General features: G+C 63.7%; 30 protein-coding genes. 15 read left to right on the forward strand and 15 right to left on the reverse strand.

Annotated elements, in window-relative coordinates; genetic code table 11:
- Positions 1–12 precede the first annotated feature (12 nt).
- From GGR47_RS17095 to GGR47_RS17140, 11 genes are all read right to left on the reverse strand, one after another.
- Positions 13–471 carry a MarR family winged helix-turn-helix transcriptional regulator gene (locus GGR47_RS17095; protein WP_061781136.1) on the reverse strand — a complete coding sequence of 153 codons (459 nt, stop codon included), beginning with the start codon at positions 469–471 and terminating at the stop codon, positions 13–15.
- Entirely contained in the window at positions 441–923 is a 483-nt protein-coding gene (locus GGR47_RS17100) for a hypothetical protein (protein ID WP_082049413.1), read from the reverse strand. Before GGR47_RS17100 ends, GGR47_RS17095 begins: the two co-directional genes overlap by 31 nt.
- 13 nt (positions 924–936) lie before the next feature.
- Complete coding sequence (locus GGR47_RS17105; protein WP_043061526.1) at positions 937–1,284, reverse strand: hypothetical protein; 348 nt, start codon at positions 1,282–1,284, stop codon at positions 937–939.
- Between the two features lie 27 nt (positions 1,285–1,311).
- Positions 1,312–1,809: a helix-turn-helix domain-containing protein gene (locus GGR47_RS17110; protein ID WP_082049410.1), complete on the reverse strand. Its 498-nt coding sequence runs from the start codon at positions 1,807–1,809 to the stop codon at positions 1,312–1,314.
- A gap of 540 nt (positions 1,810–2,349) precedes the next feature.
- Positions 2,350–2,961 carry a DUF3800 domain-containing protein gene (locus GGR47_RS17115; RefSeq protein WP_043061525.1) on the reverse strand — a complete coding sequence of 204 codons (612 nt, stop codon included), beginning with the start codon at positions 2,959–2,961 and terminating at the stop codon, positions 2,350–2,352.
- Positions 2,962–3,489: a helix-turn-helix domain-containing protein gene (locus GGR47_RS17120; protein WP_043061524.1), complete on the reverse strand. Its 528-nt coding sequence runs from the start codon at positions 3,487–3,489 to the stop codon at positions 2,962–2,964.
- A 312-nt stretch (positions 3,490–3,801) separates the two neighbouring features.
- The gene (locus tag GGR47_RS17125) at positions 3,802–4,836 is read right to left on the reverse strand and encodes a site-specific integrase (protein WP_082049422.1); all 1,035 of its coding nucleotides are present in this window, start codon (positions 4,834–4,836) and stop codon (positions 3,802–3,804) included.
- Positions 4,836–5,642, reverse strand: a complete 807-nt coding sequence (locus GGR47_RS17130; RefSeq protein ID WP_131588980.1) for a hypothetical protein — start codon at positions 5,640–5,642, stop codon at positions 4,836–4,838. Before GGR47_RS17130 ends, GGR47_RS17125 begins: the two co-directional genes overlap by 1 nt.
- A gap of 274 nt (positions 5,643–5,916) precedes the next feature.
- Positions 5,917–7,908 carry an ATP-binding protein gene (locus GGR47_RS17135; RefSeq protein WP_147035407.1) on the reverse strand — a complete coding sequence of 664 codons (1,992 nt, stop codon included), beginning with the start codon at positions 7,906–7,908 and terminating at the stop codon, positions 5,917–5,919.
- 240 nt (positions 7,909–8,148) lie between these two features.
- Positions 8,149–8,559: a type II toxin-antitoxin system VapC family toxin gene (locus GGR47_RS19395; RefSeq protein ID WP_353653269.1), complete on the reverse strand. Its 411-nt coding sequence runs from the start codon at positions 8,557–8,559 to the stop codon at positions 8,149–8,151.
- The gene (locus GGR47_RS17140; RefSeq protein ID WP_043061538.1) at positions 8,540–8,788 is read right to left on the reverse strand and encodes an AbrB/MazE/SpoVT family DNA-binding domain-containing protein; all 249 of its coding nucleotides are present in this window, start codon (positions 8,786–8,788) and stop codon (positions 8,540–8,542) included. Before GGR47_RS17140 ends, GGR47_RS19395 begins: the two co-directional genes overlap by 20 nt.
- A gap of 250 nt (positions 8,789–9,038) precedes the next feature.
- Between GGR47_RS17140 and GGR47_RS17145 the strand changes: the two genes are divergently transcribed.
- A complete protein-coding gene (locus tag GGR47_RS17145; RefSeq protein WP_056432838.1) occupies positions 9,039–9,692 on the forward strand; it encodes a recombinase family protein in 654 nt (217 codons plus the stop codon).
- A gap of 261 nt (positions 9,693–9,953) precedes the next feature.
- Here the strand turns inward: GGR47_RS17145 and GGR47_RS17150 are convergent, their stop codons facing one another.
- The 3 genes from GGR47_RS17150 to GGR47_RS17160 are packed head-to-tail and all read right to left on the reverse strand — an operon-like array spanning position 9,954 to position 11,558.
- Positions 9,954–10,499, reverse strand: a complete 546-nt coding sequence (locus GGR47_RS17150) for a DsrE family protein (RefSeq protein WP_101750168.1) — start codon at positions 10,497–10,499, stop codon at positions 9,954–9,956.
- A 28-nt stretch (positions 10,500–10,527) separates the two neighbouring features.
- The gene (locus tag GGR47_RS17155; protein ID WP_018251191.1) at positions 10,528–10,938 is read right to left on the reverse strand and encodes an ArsR/SmtB family transcription factor; all 411 of its coding nucleotides are present in this window, start codon (positions 10,936–10,938) and stop codon (positions 10,528–10,530) included.
- Positions 10,935–11,558, reverse strand: a complete 624-nt coding sequence (locus tag GGR47_RS17160) for a peroxiredoxin (RefSeq protein WP_018251192.1) — start codon at positions 11,556–11,558, stop codon at positions 10,935–10,937. The genes GGR47_RS17155 and GGR47_RS17160 overlap by 4 nt, the downstream gene beginning before the upstream one ends.
- 96 nt (positions 11,559–11,654) lie before the next feature.
- Between GGR47_RS17160 and GGR47_RS17165 the strand changes: the two genes are divergently transcribed.
- From GGR47_RS17165 to GGR47_RS17215, 11 genes are read left to right on the forward strand one after another with little or no spacing between them, the layout of a single operon-like run.
- Positions 11,655–12,560 (forward strand): MBL fold metallo-hydrolase, encoded by a 906-nt coding sequence (locus GGR47_RS17165; protein WP_193568886.1) that lies wholly within the window; start codon positions 11,655–11,657, stop codon positions 12,558–12,560.
- Positions 12,560–12,997, forward strand: a complete 438-nt coding sequence (locus GGR47_RS17170) for a YeeE/YedE family protein (protein ID WP_170172224.1) — start codon at positions 12,560–12,562, stop codon at positions 12,995–12,997. Before GGR47_RS17165 ends, GGR47_RS17170 begins: the two co-directional genes overlap by 1 nt.
- Complete coding sequence (locus GGR47_RS17175) at positions 12,997–13,422, forward strand: DUF6691 family protein (protein WP_018251195.1); 426 nt, start codon at positions 12,997–12,999, stop codon at positions 13,420–13,422. The genes GGR47_RS17170 and GGR47_RS17175 overlap by 1 nt, the downstream gene beginning before the upstream one ends.
- An 18-nt stretch (positions 13,423–13,440) precedes the next feature.
- A complete protein-coding gene (locus tag GGR47_RS17180) occupies positions 13,441–13,875 on the forward strand; it encodes a protein tyrosine phosphatase family protein (RefSeq protein ID WP_018251196.1) in 435 nt (144 codons plus the stop codon).
- Positions 13,872–15,104 (forward strand): NAD(P)/FAD-dependent oxidoreductase, encoded by a 1,233-nt coding sequence (locus tag GGR47_RS17185; protein WP_018251197.1) that lies wholly within the window; start codon positions 13,872–13,874, stop codon positions 15,102–15,104. The genes GGR47_RS17180 and GGR47_RS17185 overlap by 4 nt, the downstream gene beginning before the upstream one ends.
- Positions 15,101–15,883 carry a sulfite exporter TauE/SafE family protein gene (locus GGR47_RS17190; protein ID WP_115381678.1) on the forward strand — a complete coding sequence of 261 codons (783 nt, stop codon included), beginning with the start codon at positions 15,101–15,103 and terminating at the stop codon, positions 15,881–15,883. Before GGR47_RS17185 ends, GGR47_RS17190 begins: the two co-directional genes overlap by 4 nt.
- A complete protein-coding gene (locus GGR47_RS17195) occupies positions 15,883–16,692 on the forward strand; it encodes a TlpA family protein disulfide reductase (RefSeq protein ID WP_018251199.1) in 810 nt (269 codons plus the stop codon). Before GGR47_RS17190 ends, GGR47_RS17195 begins: the two co-directional genes overlap by 1 nt.
- The gene (locus tag GGR47_RS17200; RefSeq protein ID WP_056432835.1) at positions 16,689–17,315 is read left to right on the forward strand and encodes a DsbA family protein; all 627 of its coding nucleotides are present in this window, start codon (positions 16,689–16,691) and stop codon (positions 17,313–17,315) included. Before GGR47_RS17195 ends, GGR47_RS17200 begins: the two co-directional genes overlap by 4 nt.
- A 47-nt stretch (positions 17,316–17,362) precedes the next feature.
- The gene (locus GGR47_RS17205; RefSeq protein WP_338112065.1) at positions 17,363–17,959 is read left to right on the forward strand and encodes a DsbA family protein; all 597 of its coding nucleotides are present in this window, start codon (positions 17,363–17,365) and stop codon (positions 17,957–17,959) included.
- A 21-nt stretch (positions 17,960–17,980) separates the two neighbouring features.
- Positions 17,981–18,868, forward strand: coding sequence for an MBL fold metallo-hydrolase (locus tag GGR47_RS17210; RefSeq protein WP_018251202.1), 888 nt, complete (start codon positions 17,981–17,983; stop codon positions 18,866–18,868).
- Positions 18,865–19,821, forward strand: coding sequence for a c-type cytochrome (locus tag GGR47_RS17215; protein ID WP_018251203.1), 957 nt, complete (start codon positions 18,865–18,867; stop codon positions 19,819–19,821). Before GGR47_RS17210 ends, GGR47_RS17215 begins: the two co-directional genes overlap by 4 nt.
- 197 nt (positions 19,822–20,018) lie before the next feature.
- On the opposite strand, the gene GGR47_RS17220 is transcribed toward GGR47_RS17215, so the two are convergent.
- A complete protein-coding gene (locus GGR47_RS17220; RefSeq protein WP_051693705.1) occupies positions 20,019–20,498 on the reverse strand; it encodes an acyl-ACP desaturase in 480 nt (159 codons plus the stop codon).
- Positions 20,499–20,692: 194 nt separating this feature from the next.
- Here GGR47_RS17220 and GGR47_RS17225 point away from each other — a divergent pair, with 194 nt between their 5' ends.
- Genes GGR47_RS17225 through GGR47_RS17235 form a run of 3 tightly spaced genes read left to right on the forward strand, consistent with a single transcriptional unit; the run spans position 20,693 to position 22,099 of the window.
- Complete coding sequence (locus GGR47_RS17225) at positions 20,693–20,974, forward strand: PepSY domain-containing protein (RefSeq protein WP_064311358.1); 282 nt, start codon at positions 20,693–20,695, stop codon at positions 20,972–20,974.
- 2 nt (positions 20,975–20,976) lie between these two features.
- Positions 20,977–21,579 (forward strand): cytochrome b/b6 domain-containing protein, encoded by a 603-nt coding sequence (locus tag GGR47_RS17230; protein WP_063690178.1) that lies wholly within the window; start codon positions 20,977–20,979, stop codon positions 21,577–21,579.
- Positions 21,560–22,099: a response regulator transcription factor gene (locus GGR47_RS17235; protein WP_246343118.1), complete on the forward strand. Its 540-nt coding sequence runs from the start codon at positions 21,560–21,562 to the stop codon at positions 22,097–22,099. Before GGR47_RS17230 ends, GGR47_RS17235 begins: the two co-directional genes overlap by 20 nt.
- Positions 22,100–22,180 lie beyond the last annotated feature (81 nt).

Genomic DNA, 22,180 nt, shown 5'->3' on the forward strand with positions numbered 1-22,180 from the left:
TCTCATCGCCGGCTATCCGGTCGCGCGGGACGATGCGATCTGGAGATCGAGCCACTCCTCTGCGGCATTCCTCAGCCGTGGAAGCATCGACACGTTCGCTCGGCGCCGATCTGCCGGGTCGGGGATGCGCTCTATATAGCCGACCGCTTCAAGCTGCTCGATATGCCTGAGCGCAGTGGTCATTGACGCCCCGCTGAGGGAGCAGAGTTGCGACACCGCGATGTCACGGTGCTCGCCCTGCGCTACATAGAGCTCAAGGATCATATCCCAGCTGGGATCGAGGAAGCGCGCCCCGGAAAAGCAGCGGGTGCGTCGACGGCGCCCGGCCAAAATCGCCTTAGCTTCGCCAAGGCGCAGGTCCGCGATCGTGCCCCCGGCAGCGGCGGCAGATAGCAGGCTTTCCTCGACGGCCTTACGCGGAAGACGGACGATGACGTCGATCAGTTCGTCGCCCGCTGATGCTGAAGCCATGATCGTCGCGATCCATTTTTCAGATAGGGCGCAGCATCACGCGGCAATCGCATCGTTCCCAGCGCAAGCGCGCCAAGCGCGAGATAGGCGTAGATACCGAGACCTGTGTGATAGGCGAAGAGTGGAATGCCGGGCAGTAACGCTCCGCACAGGCTCATAAACAGGCCGCCCAGCGCGAAGCCGGCTGCCCAGATCGGCCAGAAACGGATAGTCGTCACACCTAACCAAAAGAAGCCGCAGGCGACTCCCAGGTCCACAACCAACGTTGGAAAGTGCCCGGGATCCCAAGCGACCTTGGTAGAATAAACGCGCAGACCGGTCGTGAGAGCGAAGCCCGCCAAGTTTATTAAAACACCCAGTCGCTCAGGCCTCCCGCCGCGTACGAGAGCGAACAGAAGAACCACTGCCATTATCGCATTGAACAGTAAGGCGAGTAGAACTTCCACTTTCATACGCGGGTTCGCTTCAGGCAGTGGCCACTTCGACCGGTGATTCGATTTCGGCGTTCATCGGCGGCTTTGGGAGATTTTCTCCCCAGCTCGTCTCGTTCAGGCCGAGATGACGGCCGACCCGCTCCGTGAAGGGGTGAGCCCGCATCGCCATCTGATCCTGACCTTCGACCAGAGCAGCGAGCGCAGCTACCGTCGCTTTGACGGTTCGCTGCGCCATCGCCGGCGAGAGCCGATGAACCTCCGTCGCATCGAGCGTCGTCAAGAGGAACTGGGCGGTGTCGCGCGCCGCCAGGTTGATCGATCGCTCCGCCTTGCGAAGTTCATCCGCCACGATGCGACCAGTATTCTCGAGTGCCTGCATTACGTCTCCTTGGGCGCCGCAGCGCCGCTACCGTACCTTGAGGCCGAGCAGGAACGTCAGCGTCAGCATCACCATACCCGCGACGGTCAGGCCGATTGGAGTGAGGATCGCAATGATCGCACTCCAGATCGCCGCCTGCTTCCAGGTGAGCATGTTCGCTGCCGCCCCTGCGGTCGGCAACGGCGGTGGGAGAGGAAAGACGTGCTCATCGCTAGGTAGGACGATTGCAGGGGGCAAAGCCTCTACCCCTGCATCGTGCTCCGCGACGATCCGGGCGGCGTCGATCCGGCTCGTGGTGCCCAGCAAATTGTTAGCCTTCAACAATTGCTTATCGACAGCGCGGGGACTTGCCCCGGTTAACATCGCGATCTCCTTCGAACTTCGATGCTGGTAAACGAGACGGAGGTAGGAGAGCTGCCGTTCGCTCAATTGGTCGACAGGCGATGGTCGGTCAGAGCGCGCGGGGCTATCCGTGGCGGTTTCGCTGGCATCTGTCTTGTCGTATCCAGCGGGTGATATTTCCATGTGTCGACCCTGCAGGATGGAGCGATTCGCCGCCAGAAGTTCCGTAATCCATGTTGGGACGCGTCGTTCCAGCAGAACAGCCGGCCCGCGGGAAACGAACGGTAGCGAACCGATCCCGCGAAACTGTCATTCAGCAAACAGGCGGACGTAGCGGCGGGCAGATTGGCTCCCTTGAGATCGGGTGGTTGTCACGGTCGCAGTGCGGTACAGGCCGTCGGCTTTGCCTAGCGTCGCCGTACCCGCGGTCAGGCCGATCTGGCAGCAAGGGAGGAGAAGCGGCGCCGCCTTCCAAGTACAAGGCGTTAACGACTACCCGGTACAGGTTGTCGCCGGCTCCCGTACGGGACACGCGTGACCACTGGTACTTGTATCCGGCATGGCGAGCGCGTACATGGAGCGGGCAGGGAGACCTGCAAAGCGACTTATTCCGGCCCCGTGTTGGATGAGCGCTGTGGCTACCCAGGGTCTCAAACCCTGGTTGCCGGCCACCATTCTCCCTGACACGTTTCTGAGCCGCCCTTCGGGGCGGCTCTTTTCGTATCAGAGCAGATCGATCCCGTACTTTTCACGCAAGCCCTGCGCGTTCATCTCACCATCCACGATCCAGCGCCGCGCATAGGCCACGACATCGGCAAGCTGAAGCAGCCGGGAGGCCCCGGAATCAAGGCGGACGACCCGATTGACGCCTCTGAAGCGACCGTCGTCCTTGCGCGCCCGCTCCATCTCGGCATCAAAATCAGGGTGATCGTTATGCTGATTGACGTCGGTGATGACATCGACGTTGCCGACGCTGTCGCGCCCGAGCACTGAACGAAACCGCTTCATGCCGATCTTCACCGTCTCGACGACCGCTTGTGCATAGACGACCGGCGGGGCCCCCTGCCGCCCCTGAAAATGTTGGTTGATCATCACCACCCGATCGAGGTCGGCGCCAGCACGCAGGCGATCGAGCAGTCCTTGAAGATAGCCGTTCGCCATTTTCACGGCATGGACCTCGTTTGCATCCGCCGGCAGCAGGTCGCTGAACGCCTTGTCGAGACGCCCGGCTTCCCGAGCGAGGACGAAAAGCGCGCCGAGCTGAAAGGGGCCGCTGCCGGCGGTCCCGGACTCGTCGATGAAGCACAGCACCTTCTTGTTCAGGCCCTTCGTCACTCAGGCCTCCGCATCCGCCGGAGCCGCCGCTGGTCGGCGGCGCCGCATGCCAGGGCGGGCGACGGCCTGCCGCTTGGCACGCGCTTCTTCGGCTGCCTCACGGAAGTCCGGCTCGATCTCGGCCAGCTTGTCGACCAGTCCCTGAAGATCATATTCGTTCGAGATCTTGCCACGGTGCGACGCACGGCGTTCGATCCGGCGCACGAAGCCCGCCTCCTCCAGTTCCGCGATGTAGCGCTGCACCTGGCGCTCGCTGAGGTTGAGGCGCAGTGCAAGATCGGCCTTCTTCGGAAAGGGCTTACGGCCGGCATCCCACCAGAAATCGGCGAGCTGGATCAAAACGGCAAGCTGGGTCGGGTTGAGCCCGAGACGTCGCTGCGCGCGAAGCAGCAGCGAAGGCAACATGCAGAACCCGAGCGCGATCACCTTTGCGCCCCATTTATTGGCGGCCGCACCCGACTTTCGAGGCGCTTTCGCCGCGGATGCCGCTTCCAGCTGGCCATCTTCGCTTTCGATCTTGTCACTCATCCGATGTCTCCGTAGGCTCGCAGATGAGCGCTTGATAGGCCGAAGACAAGACTGACCGACCGGACACCTCTGCCTGGTCGGGAGGAGACAGATGCATCTCCTCGGACGAGGCAGAGGTGTCCGGTCTGAATAAGGACGCAAGTAACCCGATTAACCCGTAAACCGATTAAGCGAGATAAACGGGTACCAGACAAAGACGTCCGGTCGATTATCTTAAAGCGCAGCGGCGGCCGAGCGACCCGCCCTGACTGGACGGACGCAGAGCGTGCCCTCAAACCGGATCGGATCTCGGATCGCCACGTTGCGCGATCTTCAGAGGAACTTGTCGCCGGCGTGGTCGCGAAACGCTTCGTGATCGCGGACATAGCCGCTGACCGTCTCGATCGACCGGTGGCGGCTGTGGTCCTTCATCTTGAAAAGGTTCGCGCCTTGGCGTCCCGCCTCGGTGAGGAACCCAGCGCGCAGCGAATGGCCTGAGAACAGTTCGGGGTCGTAGCCCGCGGCGGCCGCGCGCGCTTTGACCACCAGTGCGACGCCGCGATCGCTCATCGGCTTTTCGGTCAGGCGCCCTTGTGGGGTCAATTTCCGGAACAGGAAGCCATCCGTGATCGGCGCCGCCGATATCCAGGCTTTATATAAGGCGACTGGTGCGATACGCCGGCGATCGGGAATGACCACGTCGGCGCCCCGTCCAAGCTGGTCGCCCTTGGCATGCGGCACATGGATGCGCAGACCCTCGGCCAGCTCGGTCACCTGCGAAAAACGGATCGCCACCAGCTCGGAGCGGCGGAACGCCCCGCCCATGCCAACTGCGAGCAGTGCCCTGTCGCGCAAGCTGCGGACGCTGTCGCCATCGATTGCGCGCAGCATGTCACGCAGGATATCGCCGTCAGCAGCGCGTTTCTTCGCGACCGGCTGGTCGCGCTTATCGGCACGCACGCCGCGCATCGCGCGCTCCAAGATGTTGGCGTTCACCTGATCGGTCGGCGGCGGGTGCCCCGCCGCGCGGTGGGCGAAGATGATCGCGGCGAGCCGTCGGCCGATGGTCGAGCGCGCGCGGCCCTGATCGGCGAGATCGGTCAGGAAGGCCGCAACGGTGACTGGCGTCGCTGGAAGGGTGACCAGCGCTCGCGCCGCGCACCATTGTTCGAAAATCGCCCAGTCTGACCGGTACGCACGTAGCGTCGCCGACGACGACGCACGCTCCATGTAGCGGGCGATCCGCTCCTGGTCATCGATGCCAAGCCCGGCGAGCGGCAGGTTCGCCTGTGCGACATTCACCAGGCTCTGGCGATCATCTAGCTGCGAGTGATCGTCGGCTATCGGCTCATCGTCGTCTATCGTCATCAGCCGAAGATCCCGCCAGCCCGCCATTCGCCGATGCGGGCAATCGCTTCGTCGGCGTAGGGGCGGGGGAGACCATCGTCCGGATCGCGCCAACCGGGATAAAGCTCGACGCTACCGCCACTTACACGCGCCAAGGCGATCGAGCCGCCGATATCGCTTCCTGCGTCCGCCGCGATCACCGCCTTGATCGCCCGCGCCGGCACATACTCGATGCTGCCGCCAAAACCCCCGTCGATGGCCGCACTGATCTCCGGTTTATGACTTCCCAGAAGATGGAAGCTCCCCGGCTGAGAAAGGTCAATCTCGCGCGGACCATAGAGGCGTCCGGCCTCATCACATCCGAATTTGAAGACCTGCACCGGCGGGTTGCCCGTGCGGTGCGGGGTTTGACCAACCACGAATGCCTCGAAGCGCCGCTCCGTTTCGCCGGCGTAGCGCGCGCCGATACGGCCGATCATGTCGGCAATGTCGCTGATCGTCGGAAATTTCTCGAACGCAGGGCCGTGCATCGCCTTCAGATACGAGGTCGCCAGCTGATACGTCGCGCTCGCTGGTTGAGTGTCACCAGCCCAGGCGAAGGCGATTTCGGAGTGGTAGGTTGGCGTCATGCCGGGACCGCCATCCTCGTGCTCCTGGAAGAACCGCAGCGTGATCGGGAGAATCTTCATCGCGGCGTCGGTCGTCGGGATGCGGCCATGCTCGGTCGGCATGCTGATCCGGCTATCGGCGGCCAGCCAGATGTCGCCCTCGTGGATCCACGGCTCGACCGGAAACTCCGGCGGCTCGCCCTCCCATGCTTCAATCAAGCTTCCTCGATCCATCAGCTCGCGCCGCCGCCAAACTACCACACTCGTCATGGCCGCGACCGTACCCGAAGCTGTAGGTTTTCCCGAATCAGTGGACGACGTCGCGCTCTGGAGCGTGCACCTTTAAGGGCAGACTTGAACCTGAAAGAGTGGATGTTCCGCGGCTAACGCGCAGCTGGATCTATGCAGGTTGCGCTAGCAGGTTACCTAGGTCGTATCTGCTGATGCTCGGCGCAATCGAGCACACGACGGCAGGCCAGCCCTCGACCTCCGCTCAATCACCGAAATCATCGTCATCAACCGACCCTGGCTTTGCAGATACTGAGCTCATAGGCATCAGTCTCTTTCGGCTCAGCCCAGCAGCGTGCAGTGTCGACCGGTTCCGCATCCAAGCGTCATTGACTAAGTCCTGCCACTGAATGACCTCTATCTGCCCACTATAAGCGCCGCGCAGAGGCCTAATGCGACCTTGGCCGTTCGCAGTCGTGTCCCAACTCGATAGCTGCTGTGTCAAGTCCCCCACAATGTCAGCAACAACATAACAATAGAAGATGCAATCCTTGGCTATCCTGACGCGTGAGCGTCCGAACGACTCAATTTCTCCGCCCTGCATTTGGGCTAAATACCTTGTGATCTGTTGCTCTATCTGGTCCTTGGCACCGCTATAGTTTCGCCGACCGGGTTTCTTGAATTCGACCACCATAACCCGGCGAAGCGGCTCCGATAGGTCAACCGCATCGGGCTGGTCAGGATCAGTGGAGCTCAGACCGTAAGCCAAGTCCCATAGGAATAGATCTGGCCGATCGGCCGTACCGCCTTCAACCAGTACTTCATCAAGGCGCTTGTCAGAGGAGAACGCGCGCGTGAAGGCGAGCCGCTCATCGACGATCCAGAGCTCGTGCGCCCGGCTCTTCAGCTCAGTCACGTCATCGCCACGAACGTTCATCGGGCAAATGAAGGAGTGAAGGGTCCGTTCCAGGTGATAGTCGTCGGCACTGCCATCGCGACTTCTGATCCTAGTGATGAGCTTTTCGAGTAGCTCCAGAGCAAGCTTGCGGCGCACGACGTGCTGCGCGAGGGCTAGCTGCTCCGAAGCCTGAATTTCGCGAGCTGCATCCGAGACGGTCTGGCCGAAACTGAAGGGGACGGTTCCGGCGTCAAGCACATCAATGAGCCTTTGCAGCGCATCCTGTCGCTCCTCGTCCCGCCGGATCTGAAACTTAACGAGAAAAGAAGCGAACTCCTCTGGCGTCGCCGCATGAAGCGGCACTCGGCCGAGCTGTGTATCGTCATCGTCAAAACCGTAAGTGGGGTAGCGTTCGACGAAGGACTCGTACCGCTCCCTCCGCGTTTCGAAGTAGCGCCGCACCTGGTCTGGGATCATCTGCGATCGAACGGCATCCATACATTGCCGGCTGATCTGCTTGAGCGTTCGCTCCGTAAGGTTGAAGGCTGTTCGCCCCTCATTGACCCGTAGATCGAGGTACTCGCCCGAAACGCAGCCATGGAAGGCGAGGTCCTGTTCGCCATCACGCTCCAGACGCTCGACGCCAAGCAAGTTGTCAACCTTTCGGCTCTCGACGGTACGTCCATTGGCCAGAAGGTGCAGCTGATGAAGGCCCTCCAAACCCGTGCTCGCCTCAGGCTTGCAAAAGAAGCCGGTGATTTGGAGCTCGCCGAACTCGTCGCTCAAGATCGTTGCCTGCATCGGCTCGCCAACGACGAGGTCAGAAACCGCTTTCGGGTATTCTGTCACCTCACCGTCCACATCGACGAGGATCGTCGGACCACCACCTAGCAAAAAGTCCGCAATGAAGTGCGCGCTGAAGTAGCGCATGAAGGTGTCGGCTCGTTTGGGGAAGGGGTCAGCATACTCTCTCGTACGGAGACCGCGGAACTGCACCCTTGTGCCGTGGTGCCCGGCCGAGTCCGGCTTATCTTCGTACGTCGGCACAACTTGCTCGGCATTATTGAGGACGAACTCGAACGACCGCCGCTTGAACTCTGTGGCGTCGCGATACCCACTTTCGATAGTGATCCCGTCGAAGGCGTCTAACCAGAACAGGCGCCCCACGCCCTTGCCGCCTTTGCTCCGCTTAAAATCTGTATCGATGGTACAGAATGCTCCGTACCGCTCCTGATCGAGCCCGATCCCGTCATCAGCGACCTCAATGGTGATCTTCGCCGGGTCGCTTAGATGCGAAACGGATATGTCGATGCGTCCTTCGGACACGCGATCGTCAAACTCATCCTCGATCGCGAACATGGCATTGCTCACGGCCTCAAATAGCGGCTGCAGGCTCTGCGTAGCGTTCGAGGGCTTGGGTAGCTTTCGGACGCGGTTCTCGATGTTAGGCGTGAGCGCCGGCAATGGTCCTGTCTCCCCAACGGATCGGCCGCTTATATCTCAGGCAGCGATCGCGGCGAGCCTGTCCTTGCGCCATAGCGAACGCGTCTGCTGACCCAGTAGGTTGAGCATACCGTACCCAAAAGCACGAACTTGCGACTACACCGTCCGCGGTCGCACGTTGGTGATGGTAATGCCAACGTCCGCGCTCGCCAGAGGTCCGTCTGTCGTAAACATCTCAGCTTGCAAGTCGATCGCCAAGGCAAGACATGCCCGCTCGCCGAGGGACAGGCCGAGCGCCATCGTCGCTGGCCGAAGGTCGCCTACTATGAGCGCCTGGGCAGGAGTAAGCGGCCGGACATCGAGGTGCAGCCCGCCAAGCGCCTCACGCACGTCGTCAAGTGGCAGTCCTCGGACCCGTAGCTTGGAAATGACCTCTGCGAGGTTGGTTGTTCCAATGATGCTGCGAGTCAGGACATCGACTACCCGATCCGCCCCGGGTTCATCATTCAGAAGGCAGAGCAGGGCGGAGGCGTCGAGTACGACTTTGCTACTCACGCTCCGCCTCACGCCGACGCTCCGCGATCAGCTCGCCAGCCAAACCGACGCCTTCGGGCACATACCTACGCAGGATCGCGCGAGCACGCTCAAGTGCCTTAGGTACGGAACGTACCCGCAGCTCGCCATCGTCCACATCGACGAGAACGGTGTCACCCGTGGTGATCCCGAGCTCACGGCGCATTGCCGCCGGGATCACGAGCTTACCACCGTCCACGATCTTGACCCTCTGTGCTTCCATCTGCACCAAACCCGCTGCTCTTACCCGCCCAACGGCCTTATACCGGAGAGCAAAGTCGGACACCAGCGTGGAGGCAGGGATCGATGCACGGCCGATCACCAATATAGCGTTCATCGATGATGGAGCAGCTACTTAGACCCGGCTCGCTTAGCTAGGCTACGTAGGACCGGTAGTTGCCGATCTGAGCCGACTGCTGCGTGACTGGCTCACAAGGGTATACCCAACAACGCCAAGTAGGAGTGATGAGCAGGTGGCAGGCAGCGAGGTTAGGGCGGCGCGGGTGTATTTGCGGGTAAGCACGGACGAGCAGGACCTGACGCGGCAGGAGAGCATTGTGGCTGGTGCGCGGGCGGCCGGCTTTTATGTCGCGGCCGTATACCGGGAGAAGGCGTCGGGCGCGCGACCGGACCGGCCGGAGCTGCTGCGCATGGTGGCGGACCTGCAGCCGGGCGAGGTGGTGGTGGCCGAGAAGATCGACCGCATCAGCCGCCTGCCTCTGCAGGAAGCGGAACTGCTGGTGGATGCTATCCGGGGCAGGGGGGCTCGGCTGGCGGTGCCGGGCATTGTGGACCTGTCGGACTTGGTAGCTGATAGCGCAGGCGTGGCGCGCATCGTGCTGGAGGCGGTGCAGGACATGCTGCTGCGGGTCGCGCTGCAGACGGCGCGGGATGACTACGAGACCCGGCGCGAGCGGCAACGCGAGGGCATCGAGATTGCCAAGCGGGCGGGGCGGTACACCGGCCGCAAGCCGGACCTCGCCCACCACCGGCGCATCGTAGGTCTGCGCGAGGCGGGCATGAGCATCGCGAAGACCGCGGAGCTCGCCGGGTGCAGCATCGCCCACGTCAAGCGCGTGACCGCGCTCCACCGCTCAAGGGCCGCTCAGCCGCAGAAGACTAGTTGAGTACCGTACATGTTTTACCTGCGGGTCGTGGCAGACCGAACCCCACCGCGGATTGGTCTCCGCGTGGAGCAGCAGAGCGGCATCCTGGGTATCACCGCAGGATAATCGCGCATAGTCGCTTCCAACCTGCCATTCTGACACGGGGTTCCGACACCTGTAGACCCGCGGAAAAGCTGGGGTGCTACGCAGGTGTCACAACCAGACGGTTGTGACACCGGCCGCGTTACGGACTGGAATGATAAAACAGGAAGTTCGGTACGATCAGTCAGGGATCAGCGCCCAACCACGTATCTGCAATGTCGCCATTGTGGTGAGAGCCGAGACATCGACTTCGATAGCCTTATCGACCGTGACCGGAGCGATCCCATTCCCGACTAAAGCCTGGCTGCACACTCGAACGGACACGCCTGCCCGCCTTAGCGCCGCTATCAAGGCAAGATTGGGGTTCGTCGTGGCACCGGTTTTCGTCGCATATGCCTCATCATCGGCAATAATCGGTGTCGCCGGCCCGTGGACGATCACGATCACATCTCCCTGTGCCGGCCGCACGCCGTCCGCCCCGAGCAGGTTCAGGAAGCGTGCGACCTTCTCCAGCGAGGGATTGACCTTGTCGGGAGATGACGCCGCCTTCGTCACACTGAACAGCACACGATATCGCAGCGAGTGGTCCGGCCGCTCAACCGCGCCTTCTACCGGCGTGATCCTGCCATAGCCGGCAATCACGGGTTGTTGCGCGGTGACGCCTGCTGACCCGGCACTGCTCATGACGGCCAAGCATCCTGCAACTGCGATAGCGGGAAGCCGCATCTGGTTTGTCCTTTCGAAACCGGAATGATTATCCGACCCTCGCAAATACGGCTGCGCCTATATTTTGCGGCCGCGTGGCAGCCGACGCCCCGCGCGCTCGCGACGGTCGGGAAGCGGGCGCTGCCTCATGCACGGCTAGATCATCGGCGCCGAATATCGCCTCGAGCGTGCGCACGCACATTGCGGCTGCGTCATCGGCGAGCCGGTAATGGACCTGCTTTGCCTCGCGTCTCGTCTTCACCAGCTCGGCGCGGCGCAGCTCGGCAAGCTGCTGGCTGAGGGCCGGCTGGGTCACGCCGGTCGCAGCCTCTATGTCCGCAACCTGCCGCTCACCGCCCAGCAGATAGGACAGGATCATGAGGCGCTGGGGTTGAGCGAACACGCGCAGCTTTTCGACCGCCGCATCGGCGATCGCGCGGGATTGATGGATCGCCGTCATCGATCGGCCTTCAACTGATGAAACCAGTCGGCACCGGCGCTGCACGGCAAGGCGGGCGGGAGCAGGACGTCGTCACCCGGCTGCCAGTCGGCCGGCGTATAGGCCTGCCCATCGGCCGATCGCTGCAATGCCCTCACCGTGCGGAGCATCTCGTCGACCGATCGCCCGACGTTCATCGGATACCAGTTGAGCGCACGGATGATGCCCTCAGGATCGATGAAATAGGTCGCGCGCACGGCCGAGGCGTCGCCGGCCTGTTCGTCAAGCATGCCATAGGCGTAACCCACCGCCATCGACGGGTCTTCCACGACCGGGAACGGCACCTCTACACCGAAGACATCCTTGATCGCGCGCAACCAGGCGACATGCGAATACAGGCTGTCAACCGACAGCCCGAGCAAGGCGCAGTCGAGCTCCTCGAATTGCGGTGCGGCCTTCGCCAGGGCCACGAACTCGCTGGTGCAGACCGGCGTGAAATCAGCCGGGTGCGAAAAGAACACGACCCAACGACCACGATACTGATCGAGCGACATCGCGCCCTGCGTCGTGCGGGCGGTGAAATTCGGGGCCGCGTCCCCGATGCGCAACGAGCGCGGTACGTCTGCATCCATCGTTTCCATGCTTTTCAGATGGCACGGCCAGCCCGTTGACGCAAGCGGATTACACAACTACATAAACCATGAAATCAATAATTGGAGGCGATCGTGGAATCGGCGTTGAATGAGGCAGTTGCGCAGATTGAACGTGCGAAGGCGGCGGTAGCGCCGGTCGTTCACTCGTTCTTCGACGAGCCGACCAACACCGCGACCTACGTCGTCTGGGACCCCGCCACGCGAAAGGCGGCGATCGTTGACAGTGTCCTGAACTTCGACGCTGCGGCCGGTCGCACCAATACGGCGTCGGCGGATGCGGTAATCGCTTATGTGCGGGAGCACGGCCTTTCGGTCGACTGGCTGCTCGAAACCCATGCTCATGCCGACCACCTGTCTGCGGCGCCCTATCTGCAAAAGGCGCTGGGCGGTCAGCTCGCGATCGGCCGCGACATCATTCGCGTGCAGAACGTCTTCGGCAAGATTTTCAACGCCGGCACCGACTTCGAACGGGACGGCTCCGAGTTCGACCACCTGTTCGACGATGGCGACCGTTTTACGATCGGCGACATCGAGGCCATCGCGCTGCATGTGCCGGGGCACACCCCCGCCGATATGGCCTATGTCATCGGCGACGCAGTCTTCACCGGCGATACCCTGTTCATGCCGGACTACGGCACCGCACGCGCAGACTTCCCCGGTGGTGATGCGCGCCAGCTATTCCGCTCGATCCGTCGACTGATGCAGTTGCCCGACGAGACGCGGCTGTTCCTGTGCCACGACTACAAGGCTGCGGGGCGCGACCGGTATGTCTGGGAGACGACCGTGGGCGCGCAGCGCGTCGGCAACGTCCACGTTCATGAGGGGGTGGACGAAGACAACTTCGTCGCGATGCGCACCAGTCGGGACGCCACCTTGTCGATGCCCAAGCTCATCCTGCCATCGGTGCAGGTCAATATGCGCGGCGGCCATCTGCCGGAGCCGGAAGTCAACGGCACCCGCTACCTCAAGATTCCACTGGATACGCTGTGATGCCCGGATTTCCCCATGCCATGCCGCTTGCCGGCTTCATCGGCGGCCTGATGATCGGGTTCGCTGCGGCGATCATGTTGCTTGGCAACGGCCGCATCGCCGGGGTCAGCGGCATGTTCGCGCGTGTCCTCGCTCTCTCTGAAGGGGGAGCGCCTTGGATGATGGCCTTGCTTTTCACGGCGGGGCTGCCCCTGGGCGCGGCGCTGACCGCAGCCAATGTGAATGTGGAAGCTCGCTTCCCGACGTCGCTCGGGCTGATCGCCGTCGCCGGGCTGATCGTCGGGATCGGGACGCGGCTCGGCGCGGGGTGCACCAGCGGTCACGGCGTCTGCGGCCTGTCGCGCCTGTCGCCGCGGTCCATCGTCGCGACCGGCACGTTCATGGCGACCGGCATCGCCACCGTGACCCTCATGCGTCTCGCGGGAGTGGTATCGTGATGCGCCAGAGCCTTCTTTCGCTCGTCAGCGGCACGCTGTTCGGCGCCGGCCTCGCCGTGTCCGGCATGATCGATCCTGCGCGGGTACGGGCGTTTCTCGACGTCGCCGGTGCCTGGGACCCGACCCTGGCATTCGTCATGGCGGGAGCGATCCTGCCGATGGCGATAGCCTGGCTCATCGTGCGTGGACGCTCTACGCCGATCGTCGCGGAGCAATTCCATACGCCGGCCACGTCGCCGATCGACGCGCGCCTCCTCGGCGGTGCCGCCCTGTTCGGCATAGGCTGGGGCCTTGTCGGCCTGTGCCCCGGCCCCGCCATCGCCGCGCTCGCGATCCAGCCTGCCCCCGCGCTGCTCTTCACCGCTGCAATGGCGCTCGGCGCAGCCATCCACCGCTTCGCACTCATCCCACGCCGTTCGGCGTGACCGGACAGGAGACATTACATGGCCTTCAAGAAGATCACACCGTCCTTCTCGGCTGCTCCCCAGCTCACCCGGGATGATGTCGCTGCCGCCGCACAGGCGGGGTTTCGCTCGATCGTTTCGAGCCGGCCAAATGGCGAGGAGCAGGGACAGCCGAGCGCACACGAGATGGCCCGGATCGCCGAAGAACACGGCCTTGCGTTCGCCCATGTCCCGATCGTGCCGGGCAAGGCGACCGATGCCGATGCGGACCGGATGAAGGAAGCGCTGACTGCGCTGCCGGGACCGACGCTCGGCTTCTGCCGAAGCGGCACGCGGGCGGCTACCCTATGGGCGCTGGCGGAGGCGAGTCATGCCGATCCCGAAACGATCGTCGGTCAGGCCAAGGCAGCCGGGTACGACCTGGCCGATCTGAAGCCGGCGCTCGCTCGCCGGTCCGAAAGAACCGGCAAATGACCTACGACATCGTCATCATCGGAGGCGGAGCTGCGGGCATCGCAACCGCCGCCAGCATCCTGAAACGTAACGCCAAGGTGTCGATCGCGGTCGTCGATGCGGCCCGGGACCATTATTACCAGCCCGGTTGGACGTTAGTCGGGGCAGGCGTTTTCACCCCCGAACAGACCCGCAAGGCCGAAGCCGATGTCATGCCCAAGGGCGTCGAATGGATCCGGCTGCCGGCGATCACCATCGACCCCGAGCGTCAGGCGATCACCCTGGGCGACGGGGATACGATCGCCTATCGTGTCCTGATCGTCGCCCCCGGCCTGCGTTTGGCGTGGGAGAAGATCGCGGGGCTTACCGAAGCGTTGGGCCGCAACGGGGTCACGTCCAACTACCGCTACGATCTGGCGCCCTACACCTACCAGCTTGTCCAGGAATTGCAGCGGGGACGCGCGCTGTTCTCGCAACCGCCGATGCCGATCAAGTGCGCCGGCGCGCCTCAAAAGGCGATGTACCTGTCCTGCGACATCTGGCGCGAACGCGGTGTTCTCCCCGCGATCGACGTCGAATTTCACAACGCCGGTGCGGCGCTGTTCGGCGTCGCGACCTATGTCCCTGCGCTGATGGAATATGTCGAGAAGTATAGGATCAACCTCAAGCTCGAATCCAACCTCGTCGCGGTCGACGCCGATCGGCGTATTGCCACCTTCGAGCGCAAGCAGAACGGTGTCAGCGAGCGGATCGAGCGCGGGTTCGACATGCTCCACGTCGTGCCGCCGCAGGTGTCGCATGACGTCGTTGCCAAAAGTTCGCTCGCGGCGGCAAACGGCTTCGTCGAGGTCGATGAGGCGACGCTGCGCCACAAGCGATACGACAACGTCTTTGCCTTGGGCGATGCTGCGGGGACGAGCAATGCGAAGACGGCTGCGGCAGCCCGCAAGCAGGCACCCGTGGTGGCGGTCAACGCGCTCGCCGCACTCGAAGGCAAGCCTCCTGTTGTCGACTATGACGGCTATGGGTCGTGCCCGCTCACCGTCGAGCGCGGCAAGATCGTCCTCGCCGAGTTCGGCTATGGTGGAAAACTGCTCCCCAGCTTTCCGTCGTGGCTGCTGAACGGCACGCGCCCGACGCGCGCTGCCTGGTTCCTGAAGGAGCGGATGCTGCCCCCGATTTACTGGCAAGGCATGCTGAAAGGCCATGAATGGATGGCGGCTCCGCATAAGATCGGCAAAGCGGCATGACCCTCGAACCGATCCAGTATCTGCTGGGTGCGTTATCCGGCAGCCTGGTGGGCTTTACCCTCGGGCTTGTCGGCGGGGGCGGCTCGATCCTCGCCGTCCCACTCATGGTCTATCTGGTGCGCGTGCCCGACGCCCATCTCGCCATCGGCACGAGCGCGTTCGCCGTCGCGGCTAACGCCGCCACGGGGCTGATCGGCCATGCAAGGGCGCATAACGTCAAATGGCGCTGTGGCGGCATGTATGCGACCGCCGGCGTCATCGGCGCCCTGTTCGGCTCTACCGCGGGCAAGGCCGTCGACGGCGGCAAGCTCCTGTTCCTGTTCGCACTGGTCATGGTCGTCGTCGGCGTCCTGATGCTGCGCGGGCGCGGTGACACGGGCAACCCGGGGGCGGAGTGCAACCGGGAAAAGGCGCCGAAGGTGCTGGGCTACGGCCTCAGCACCGGTCTGTTCTCGGGCTTCTTCGGCATCGGCGGGGGCTTTCTGATCGTCCCCGGCCTGATCGGATCGACGGGCATGCCGATCCTGAACGCCGTCGGCACGTCATTGATCGCCGTCACCGCGTTCGGGCTGACGACGGCCGCCAATTACGCATTTTCGGGTCTGGTGGACTGGCCGCTGGCTTTCGTGTTCATCGCCGGTGGAGTTGTCGGCGGCTTGATCGGCACGCGCATCGCGAAGCGCCTCGGTACGGGCGGCACGCTCACCACGGTCTTCGCCGTCCTGATCTTCGTGGTGGCGGCCTACATGCTCTGGAAAAGCGCGGCCGCGTTTCTCTGATGGCGGGTGCGATTGCCATCGGGCCGCTGATGCTGGCCGTCGATCGCGGGCTTGCCGTGCTGTGCATCGTCGTGTTCCTTGGCCTCACGACACTGGCCGGTCGGTTCCGCTTCCCTCGCGTATCGACGGTCTCCACCAGCGCCATCGTCGCTGGACTGGTCACGGCACGGATCGGTTACGTCGCAGCGCATTGGTCGAGCTACACCGGCGCTCCGCTGTCCATCCTTGCCGTGTGGCAGGGTGGCTTTTCCCCCGTTGCAGGGCTTCTGGGCGCTGCGGCGATGCTGGCGATCCGGCTTGGCCGCTCAAGCGCGCTGGCGGCAGGCTGGGGAGCGTTGGCTGTTGCGGGTGGCCTCTGGTTCTCGCTTCAGGCGCTGATCCCTCCCGTGACCTACGGCCCGTTCCCCTATCATCTCAACCTGACAACCCCGTCCGGCGCGCCGCTTCCACTCGATCGCTTCCGTGGCAGGCCCTTCGTGGTCAACCTGTGGGCGACATGGTGCGGTCCGTGTCGGCGTGAGCTGCCGATGCTCGATGCGGTTGCGTCGCGCCCTGGCGAGGTCCCGATCCTTCTTGCCGATCAGGGCGAGGCGCAAGCGATCGTCAGCGGTTTTCTCGGCCGTGAAAATATCGGAGCGCGCCATGTCGCGCTCGACCCCGATCGTGGCCTTTCTCAAGCCCTGAAGGTGGCGGGGTATCCCGCAACGGCCTTCGTTGCGGGCGACGGCACGATCGTACAGCTCCAGCTCGGTGAATTGTCACGCGCTGCGCTCGCCGATGGAATCGAATTAGCAAGGAAACACCGATGAATCGTCGCAACCTGTTGTCTCGGGGCCTCCTGGCCGCGCTTGCCTTCGCCGCGCCGATCACGCCTCTCATGGCCCAGCAGCCCGATCTGTCGCGCAAGGCGGTCGTTGACGATCCCGTGGCTCCCAAGCGCGCCGGCAGGACCTACGACGTCACGGTTGTCGAGTTTTTCGACTATAACTGCCCCTATTGCCGTCGCATGGAGCCGGTGCTGAACGCCCTGCTTCGCTCCGACCCGAAGGTACGGGTCGTGTACCGGGACTGGCCGATCTTCGGACCTGCCTCGCGTGAGGCGTCACGCGCGGCTGTCGCGAGCCAATGGCAGGGCAGGCATGCCGCCTTTCACGAGGCCCTGATGACCTCGCCGGCGCGGCTCGACAGCGCGGGCGTCAAGGCAGCGGCTGCCAAAGCCAAGGTCGACTGGCCCCGTCTGCAACGCGATTTGAAGAACCGTGGCGCCGAAATCGACGCGCTGCTTACGCGCACCGATAGCATCGCCCAGGCGATCGGTTTCAACGGAACACCAGCGCTGATCGTCGGCTCGCAGGTCGTCGCCGGTGCTGTCGATCTCCCGACGTTGCGTCGTCTCGTCGCGGAAGCGCGCAAAAAACCAGCGGCGCGCTGACCATGCCCGGGCCGCTCAATCGGAGACAGCTTGCCGGCTTGGGCGCGGTGGTCGTGGGTGGTTGGGCAGTCGGGCAGGTTCTACGGCGTACCGCCCCGATCGGGCGCGACGTCGGGCCGACCGCCGACCTGATCCTTGCCGGTAACGGCTCGCCCGAGGACGGACCTGCCGATGCTACGCTCCGGCTTGCCGTGTTCACCGACTATCGTTGCCCGGCCTGCCGTCATGGATTTTCCGCCCTGGAAGAGGCTGTGCAACGCGACGGCAAGGTGCGGGTCATCTACAAGGATTGGCCCATCTTCGGTCCGCCATCCGAACGTGCCGCAAGCGTGGCGCTCGCGTGCGCCGAACAGGGAGTTTACCCGACCGTCCATCGTGCGTTGATGACGGACAGCCGCACGATCGACGACGACGTGTTGCGGGACGTCGTGATGCGCGCTGGCGGCGATTGGCTGCGCGCGATGACCTGGCTTGCCGCCCACGCGGACGCTGTCGCAGCCCGCCTGCGGGCGAACGGACAGGAAGCCTATTCGATCGGACTGGCGGGCACCCCGGGTTATCTTGCCGGTCCCATGCTGGTGACGGGCGCGATCGACGCCAGCGATTTCCAACGGCTGTTCGCGCGTGCGCGGGAAGAAAGCTGACGATGCGAGAGGATACGAAACATGATCGAGTATAATCACAAGGGCATGACGGTTGCGTCGCTCCATGACGAGCGCACCGGCAGCTTCCAGTATGTCGTGGTCGACGAAGCCACGAAGACCGCCGCGATTATCGATCCGGTCCTCGACTTCGATCCCCGTGCCGGTGCGACCGCAACCGACAATGCCGATATGATCCTCGAATATGTCCGCGCCAAGGGACTTACTGTGGAATGGGTGCTCGATACCCATCCCCATGCCGATCACTTCTCGGCCGCGCCGTATCTCGCGGAAAAGACAGGGGGCAAAACCGCGATCGGCACCAAGGTCGTGGAGGTGCAGAAGCTCTGGCAGGACATCTACTGCCTGCCTGACCTGCCCGTCGATGGTAGCCAGTGGGATCGCCTGTTCGCCGATGGCGAGCAGTTCAGGATCGGCTCGCTCGACGCGCACGTCATGCTGTCGCCCGGCCACACGCTCGCCTCGATCACCTACGTCGTCGGCGACGCGGCGTTCGTCCACGACACGCTGATGGTGCCCGACAGCGGCACCAGTCGGGCTGACTTTCCAGGCGGCAACGCGCGCGCGCTGTGGCGCTCGATCCGGGCGATCCTCGAACTGCCGCCCAGCACCGCGACCTATGTCGGCCACGACTACGGCAAGGACGGGCGCGAAGTCTTTGGACGATCGACCGTGGCGGACCAGCGTCGTGACAACATCCATGTGCACAACGGCATCGGTGAGGCCGAGTTCGTCGCCACCCGCGAGAAGCGCGACGCAACCCTGCCGCTGCCGGACCTGATGCTTGCCGCGCTCCAGGTGAACATCCGCGGCGGTCGCCTGCCGGAGCCGGAGGCGTGCGGCACAGCGTTCCTCAAGGTGCCGCTCAACCACTTCGGCGCGGGCAAATGACCGAACCAACGCCGCCAACGCCCGGTGATGATGGCGATGCCCAGCGTATCATCTTCGCCATTACCGCCGCGCTGCTCGTCCTCGTCGTCACCTACAAGGTAGGGCAGTCTGACGCGCCCGTGCAGGCACCCGTCGAGGTAGCAGCGGACGCCGCCTTTTCGCCACCGGCGGAAAGCACCATCCCCGCCGGGCCGGACGGCGACGCGATCCGGCGCGGTCGACTGATCTTCACCGCGAGCGCGGCTCATGCCGGCCAGTACGTCGGCAACGGCCTGACGTGCAGCAACTGTCACCTCGATGCCGGGCGGAAGGCCGATGCGTCCCCGATGTGGGCGGCCTGGGTCAGCTACCCAGCTTATCGCGCGAAGAACGGCCGGGTGAACACGATGGAGGATCGCATCCGCGACTGCTTCCTCTACTCGATGAACGCGCCCGCCTCGAAAGCCGGCGCCCCGCCGCCCTATGGCGACGATATCTACCGCGATCTCCAGAGCTATTTCGCCTGGCTCGCGACCGGCGCGCCATCCGGCAAGCCGCTGCCCGGTCGCGGGTTCATAAAGCTCGCCACAACCCCGATCGGGCACGATCCGGTTCGCGGCGCGATTGTGTTCGCCGGCCAGTGCGCATCATGCCACGGTGCGAACGGCCAAGGGCAGGCGAACCCGGACGGCAGCTATACTATCCCGCCGCTGTGGGGAGCGCGCTCCTACAATTGGGGTGCGGGCATGACCGGGCTGGCGTCGGCTGCCGGGTTCATCAAGGCCAACATGCCTTATGGTGAGGGCAACACGCTGACGGATCAGCAGGCGTGGGATGTCGCCGCCTATGTCGATAGTCGCGAGCGACCCCGCGATCCGCGGCAGACCGGGACTGTCGAGAGCGCACGTAAGCAGTTTCACCCCAAAGGGGACTATTATGGTCAGGAGATTGACGGAAAAATGCTTGGCAGCTGATCGCTCGGCTTCCTAACCAGTGTCACAACCGAACGTGGCTGTTGAAAATCTCGCGTTCGAATTGATGTTGCGCGATTAGGGCACTGAGCGCTTTTTCAGGCCCCATTCGGCGGGCGTGTGTTAAAAACCTATCGAACGATCCCGATTTGATGCGCCGGCCCGCCGGGGGGATGGCCGGGCCGGCGCCTGCAGCTGGCTTAGCGACGGGGGAGCTTTGCCAGGGCAGCCTTGTAAGCCGCGTAATGCGTGCCTTCGTCGACCGCGATCTGGCGGAACATCTGCGCCACCTTCTTGTCGCCGGCCGCTTCCGCCTCCTTGGCGAAATTCACGTACATCGTGACATTCTCGTAGTGCTCGCCCTTCATGGCATCTTCGAGGTTCACATTGTTGCTGCTGCCGAGCCGCAGCGCCTGCGCTTCACGATCGAAGTGCTCGTTGGCCTCGACGTTGGCCGATGCGCGGAAGAGCTTGGCGAGTTCGGGCTTTCCCGCCGCCTGCGCCTGGTCGGCGTACCGCAGATACTTCAGGTTGGCATAAGCCTCCCCGTGCATCGCGGCTTCGAGGTTCGCCCGCGTGCTGGCGGCTAGCGGGCGGGTCGGCGCCGACGGCGCGGCGGTCACGCTGACGGCGAAAATGGTCGCGGCACCGGCGGCAGCGACGATCAGGGACTTCATCATGGTCGGATCTCCATTGCCGCCGGAAGTGCGGCTGCGTTGCTATCGACCGAGGTCCTGACGGCGACCTGACGAGCTGACAGAAAACGTATTCTCAAGACGTGGGAAAAAACTCGCTGCGCTGTCAGGTTCCGGTCAGGCGCTCCTGCGATCTCCCCGTCATCAAGGCTATCCCGCCTCTGACAGGAGTTCGTTCGATGACCCGTTTTGCACCCTTGAAGGTCGCAGCCTTTCTCGTCGCCGTCGCAGCTGCGCCGATGGCGATGGCGTCCCCCGTCTGCACCAAGGCACCCCAGGCCAAATGGATGACACCGGCACAGATGAAAGGCCGCGTCGCCAGGATGGGCTATCGCGACGTCAAGGTGTTCCAGGTGTCCGGCAGCTGCTACGAGATCTACGCCCACACGAAGGACGGCAAGCGCGCCGAGGTCTATTTTAATCCGGTGAACGGCGCCATCGTTCAGAACAACGTCGACTGACGATGGAACACTTCGCTCCAGCGGCCTCATCCCGAGACCCTGCCCGCAGCCGCGACAGGGTCAAGGTCTGGGACCCGATCGTCCGCATCTTCCACTGGACCGTGGCGGGAGGCGTCATCGCCAACCTGACATTTCTTCGGCACGAGGAGACACCGCATATCTATGTCGGCTACGTTGTCGTCACGGCGCTGGCGATCCGGCTGATCTGGGGTGTTATCGGCCGGCGTCACGCGCGGTTCGCCAGCTTCGTGCCAGGCCCGTTCGTGTTGCTGCGCTATTTTCGCGCGATGGCTGCCCGGCGCGAGCCGCGCTACATCGGGCACAACCCGGCCGGGGGCGCAATGATCGTCGTCCTCCTTGTCCTGCTGGCGACGGTGGGGACCAGCGGATGGATGATGGGGCTCGACCAATTCTGGGGTGTGGGCTGGGTCGAGACGTTGCACGAAACCGCCGCCAATGTTCTGATCGGCGCGGTAGCCCTGCATGTCATCGGTGCGATCGTCGAGAGCGTGCGGCACCGGGAAAACCTGCCGCTGGCGATGGTCACTGGCTACAAACGTGCACCAACGGGGACCGACATCGACCATGCGCCTGCTGCTGATTGAAGACAACGCCCGGCTTGGCAGCCTGGTTCGGGACGGCCTAATCCCGCAGGGTTTCGCGGTCGATTGGGTCGAGACCGTCGAGGACGCCGAGCTGGCGATGAAGGTGGCGACATATGACCTGCTACTGGTCGACCTTGGCTTACCCGATGGAGACGGCTTGGACATCGTCCGCCGTTCCCGCCGGGACAAGAATGCGACGCCGATCCTTGTCCTGACCGCGCGAGGTGGCCTCGACGATCGCGTCACCGGACTCGACGCGGGCGCCGACGACTATCTGGTGAAGCCGTTCCAGATTCCCGAGCTCGCGGCGCGGTGTCGTGCCCTGCTGCGACGACCCGGGGCGTCGCTCGGCACCCGGCTCGCCGCGGGCAACGTCGTGCTCGATTGTGCCTCACGGTCGGCCGAGGTGGGCGGCGTCGCGATCGACGCGACGCCGCGTGAAATCAACCTGCTCGAAGTTCTGCTCCGCCGCGCCGGACACGTCGTCGCCAAGCCGGCGCTTGAGAATACGCTCTCATGACTGCCATCCGAGACGCTGGCCGAGTTTACCTTGTCGCTGGCCGCAAGACCAGCGTTCGCATTGACCTTGGCGGGTGTGCCG

Source organism: Sphingomonas aquatilis (assembly GCF_014196115.1).
GTDB lineage: Bacteria > Pseudomonadota > Alphaproteobacteria > Sphingomonadales > Sphingomonadaceae > Sphingomonas > Sphingomonas aquatilis.

Excerpts from the sequence above, each read along its gene's own strand:
- GGR47_RS17220 (WP_051693705.1), bottom strand. The coding sequence starts at position 20,498 with ATGATGAAGTCCCTGATCGTCGCTGCCGCCGGTGCCGCGACCATTTTC.
- GGR47_RS17225 (WP_064311358.1), top strand. The coding sequence starts at position 20,693 with ATGACCCGTTTTGCACCCTTGAAGGTCGCAGCCTTTCTCGTCGCCGTC.
- GGR47_RS17100 (WP_082049413.1), bottom strand. The coding sequence starts at position 923 with ATGAAAGTGGAAGTTCTACTCGCCTTACTGTTCAATGCGATAATGGCA.
- GGR47_RS17110 (WP_082049410.1), bottom strand. The coding sequence starts at position 1,809 with ATGGAAATATCACCCGCTGGATACGACAAGACAGATGCCAGCGAAACC.
- GGR47_RS17160 (WP_018251192.1), bottom strand. The coding sequence starts at position 11,558 with ATGGAAACGATGGATGCAGACGTACCGCGCTCGTTGCGCATCGGGGAC.
- GGR47_RS17125 (WP_082049422.1), bottom strand. The coding sequence starts at position 4,836 with ATGACGATAGACGACGATGAGCCGATAGCCGACGATCACTCGCAGCTA.
- GGR47_RS17120 (WP_043061524.1), bottom strand. The coding sequence starts at position 3,489 with ATGAGTGACAAGATCGAAAGCGAAGATGGCCAGCTGGAAGCGGCATCC.
- GGR47_RS17235 (WP_246343118.1), top strand. The coding sequence starts at position 21,560 with ATGCGCCTGCTGCTGATTGAAGACAACGCCCGGCTTGGCAGCCTGGTT.
- GGR47_RS17155 (WP_018251191.1), bottom strand. The coding sequence starts at position 10,938 with ATGACGGCGATCCATCAATCCCGCGCGATCGCCGATGCGGCGGTCGAA.
- GGR47_RS17185 (WP_018251197.1), top strand. The coding sequence starts at position 13,872 with ATGACCTACGACATCGTCATCATCGGAGGCGGAGCTGCGGGCATCGCA.
- GGR47_RS17105 (WP_043061526.1), bottom strand. The coding sequence starts at position 1,284 with ATGCAGGCACTCGAGAATACTGGTCGCATCGTGGCGGATGAACTTCGC.
- GGR47_RS17170 (WP_170172224.1), top strand. The coding sequence starts at position 12,560 with ATGCCCGGATTTCCCCATGCCATGCCGCTTGCCGGCTTCATCGGCGGC.
- GGR47_RS17095 (WP_061781136.1), bottom strand. The coding sequence starts at position 471 with ATGGCTTCAGCATCAGCGGGCGACGAACTGATCGACGTCATCGTCCGT.
- GGR47_RS17230 (WP_063690178.1), top strand. The coding sequence starts at position 20,977 with ATGGAACACTTCGCTCCAGCGGCCTCATCCCGAGACCCTGCCCGCAGC.
- GGR47_RS17180 (WP_018251196.1), top strand. The coding sequence starts at position 13,441 with ATGGCCTTCAAGAAGATCACACCGTCCTTCTCGGCTGCTCCCCAGCTC.
- GGR47_RS17135 (WP_147035407.1), bottom strand. The coding sequence starts at position 7,908 with ATGTTCGCGATCGAGGATGAGTTTGACGATCGCGTGTCCGAAGGACGC.
- GGR47_RS17195 (WP_018251199.1), top strand. The coding sequence starts at position 15,883 with ATGGCGGGTGCGATTGCCATCGGGCCGCTGATGCTGGCCGTCGATCGC.
- GGR47_RS17150 (WP_101750168.1), bottom strand. The coding sequence starts at position 10,499 with ATGCGGCTTCCCGCTATCGCAGTTGCAGGATGCTTGGCCGTCATGAGC.
- GGR47_RS17200 (WP_056432835.1), top strand. The coding sequence starts at position 16,689 with ATGAATCGTCGCAACCTGTTGTCTCGGGGCCTCCTGGCCGCGCTTGCC.
- GGR47_RS17215 (WP_018251203.1), top strand. The coding sequence starts at position 18,865 with ATGACCGAACCAACGCCGCCAACGCCCGGTGATGATGGCGATGCCCAG.
- GGR47_RS17210 (WP_018251202.1), top strand. The coding sequence starts at position 17,981 with ATGATCGAGTATAATCACAAGGGCATGACGGTTGCGTCGCTCCATGAC.
- GGR47_RS17175 (WP_018251195.1), top strand. The coding sequence starts at position 12,997 with ATGCGCCAGAGCCTTCTTTCGCTCGTCAGCGGCACGCTGTTCGGCGCC.
- GGR47_RS17140 (WP_043061538.1), bottom strand. The coding sequence starts at position 8,788 with ATGGAAGCACAGAGGGTCAAGATCGTGGACGGTGGTAAGCTCGTGATC.
- GGR47_RS17190 (WP_115381678.1), top strand. The coding sequence starts at position 15,101 with ATGACCCTCGAACCGATCCAGTATCTGCTGGGTGCGTTATCCGGCAGC.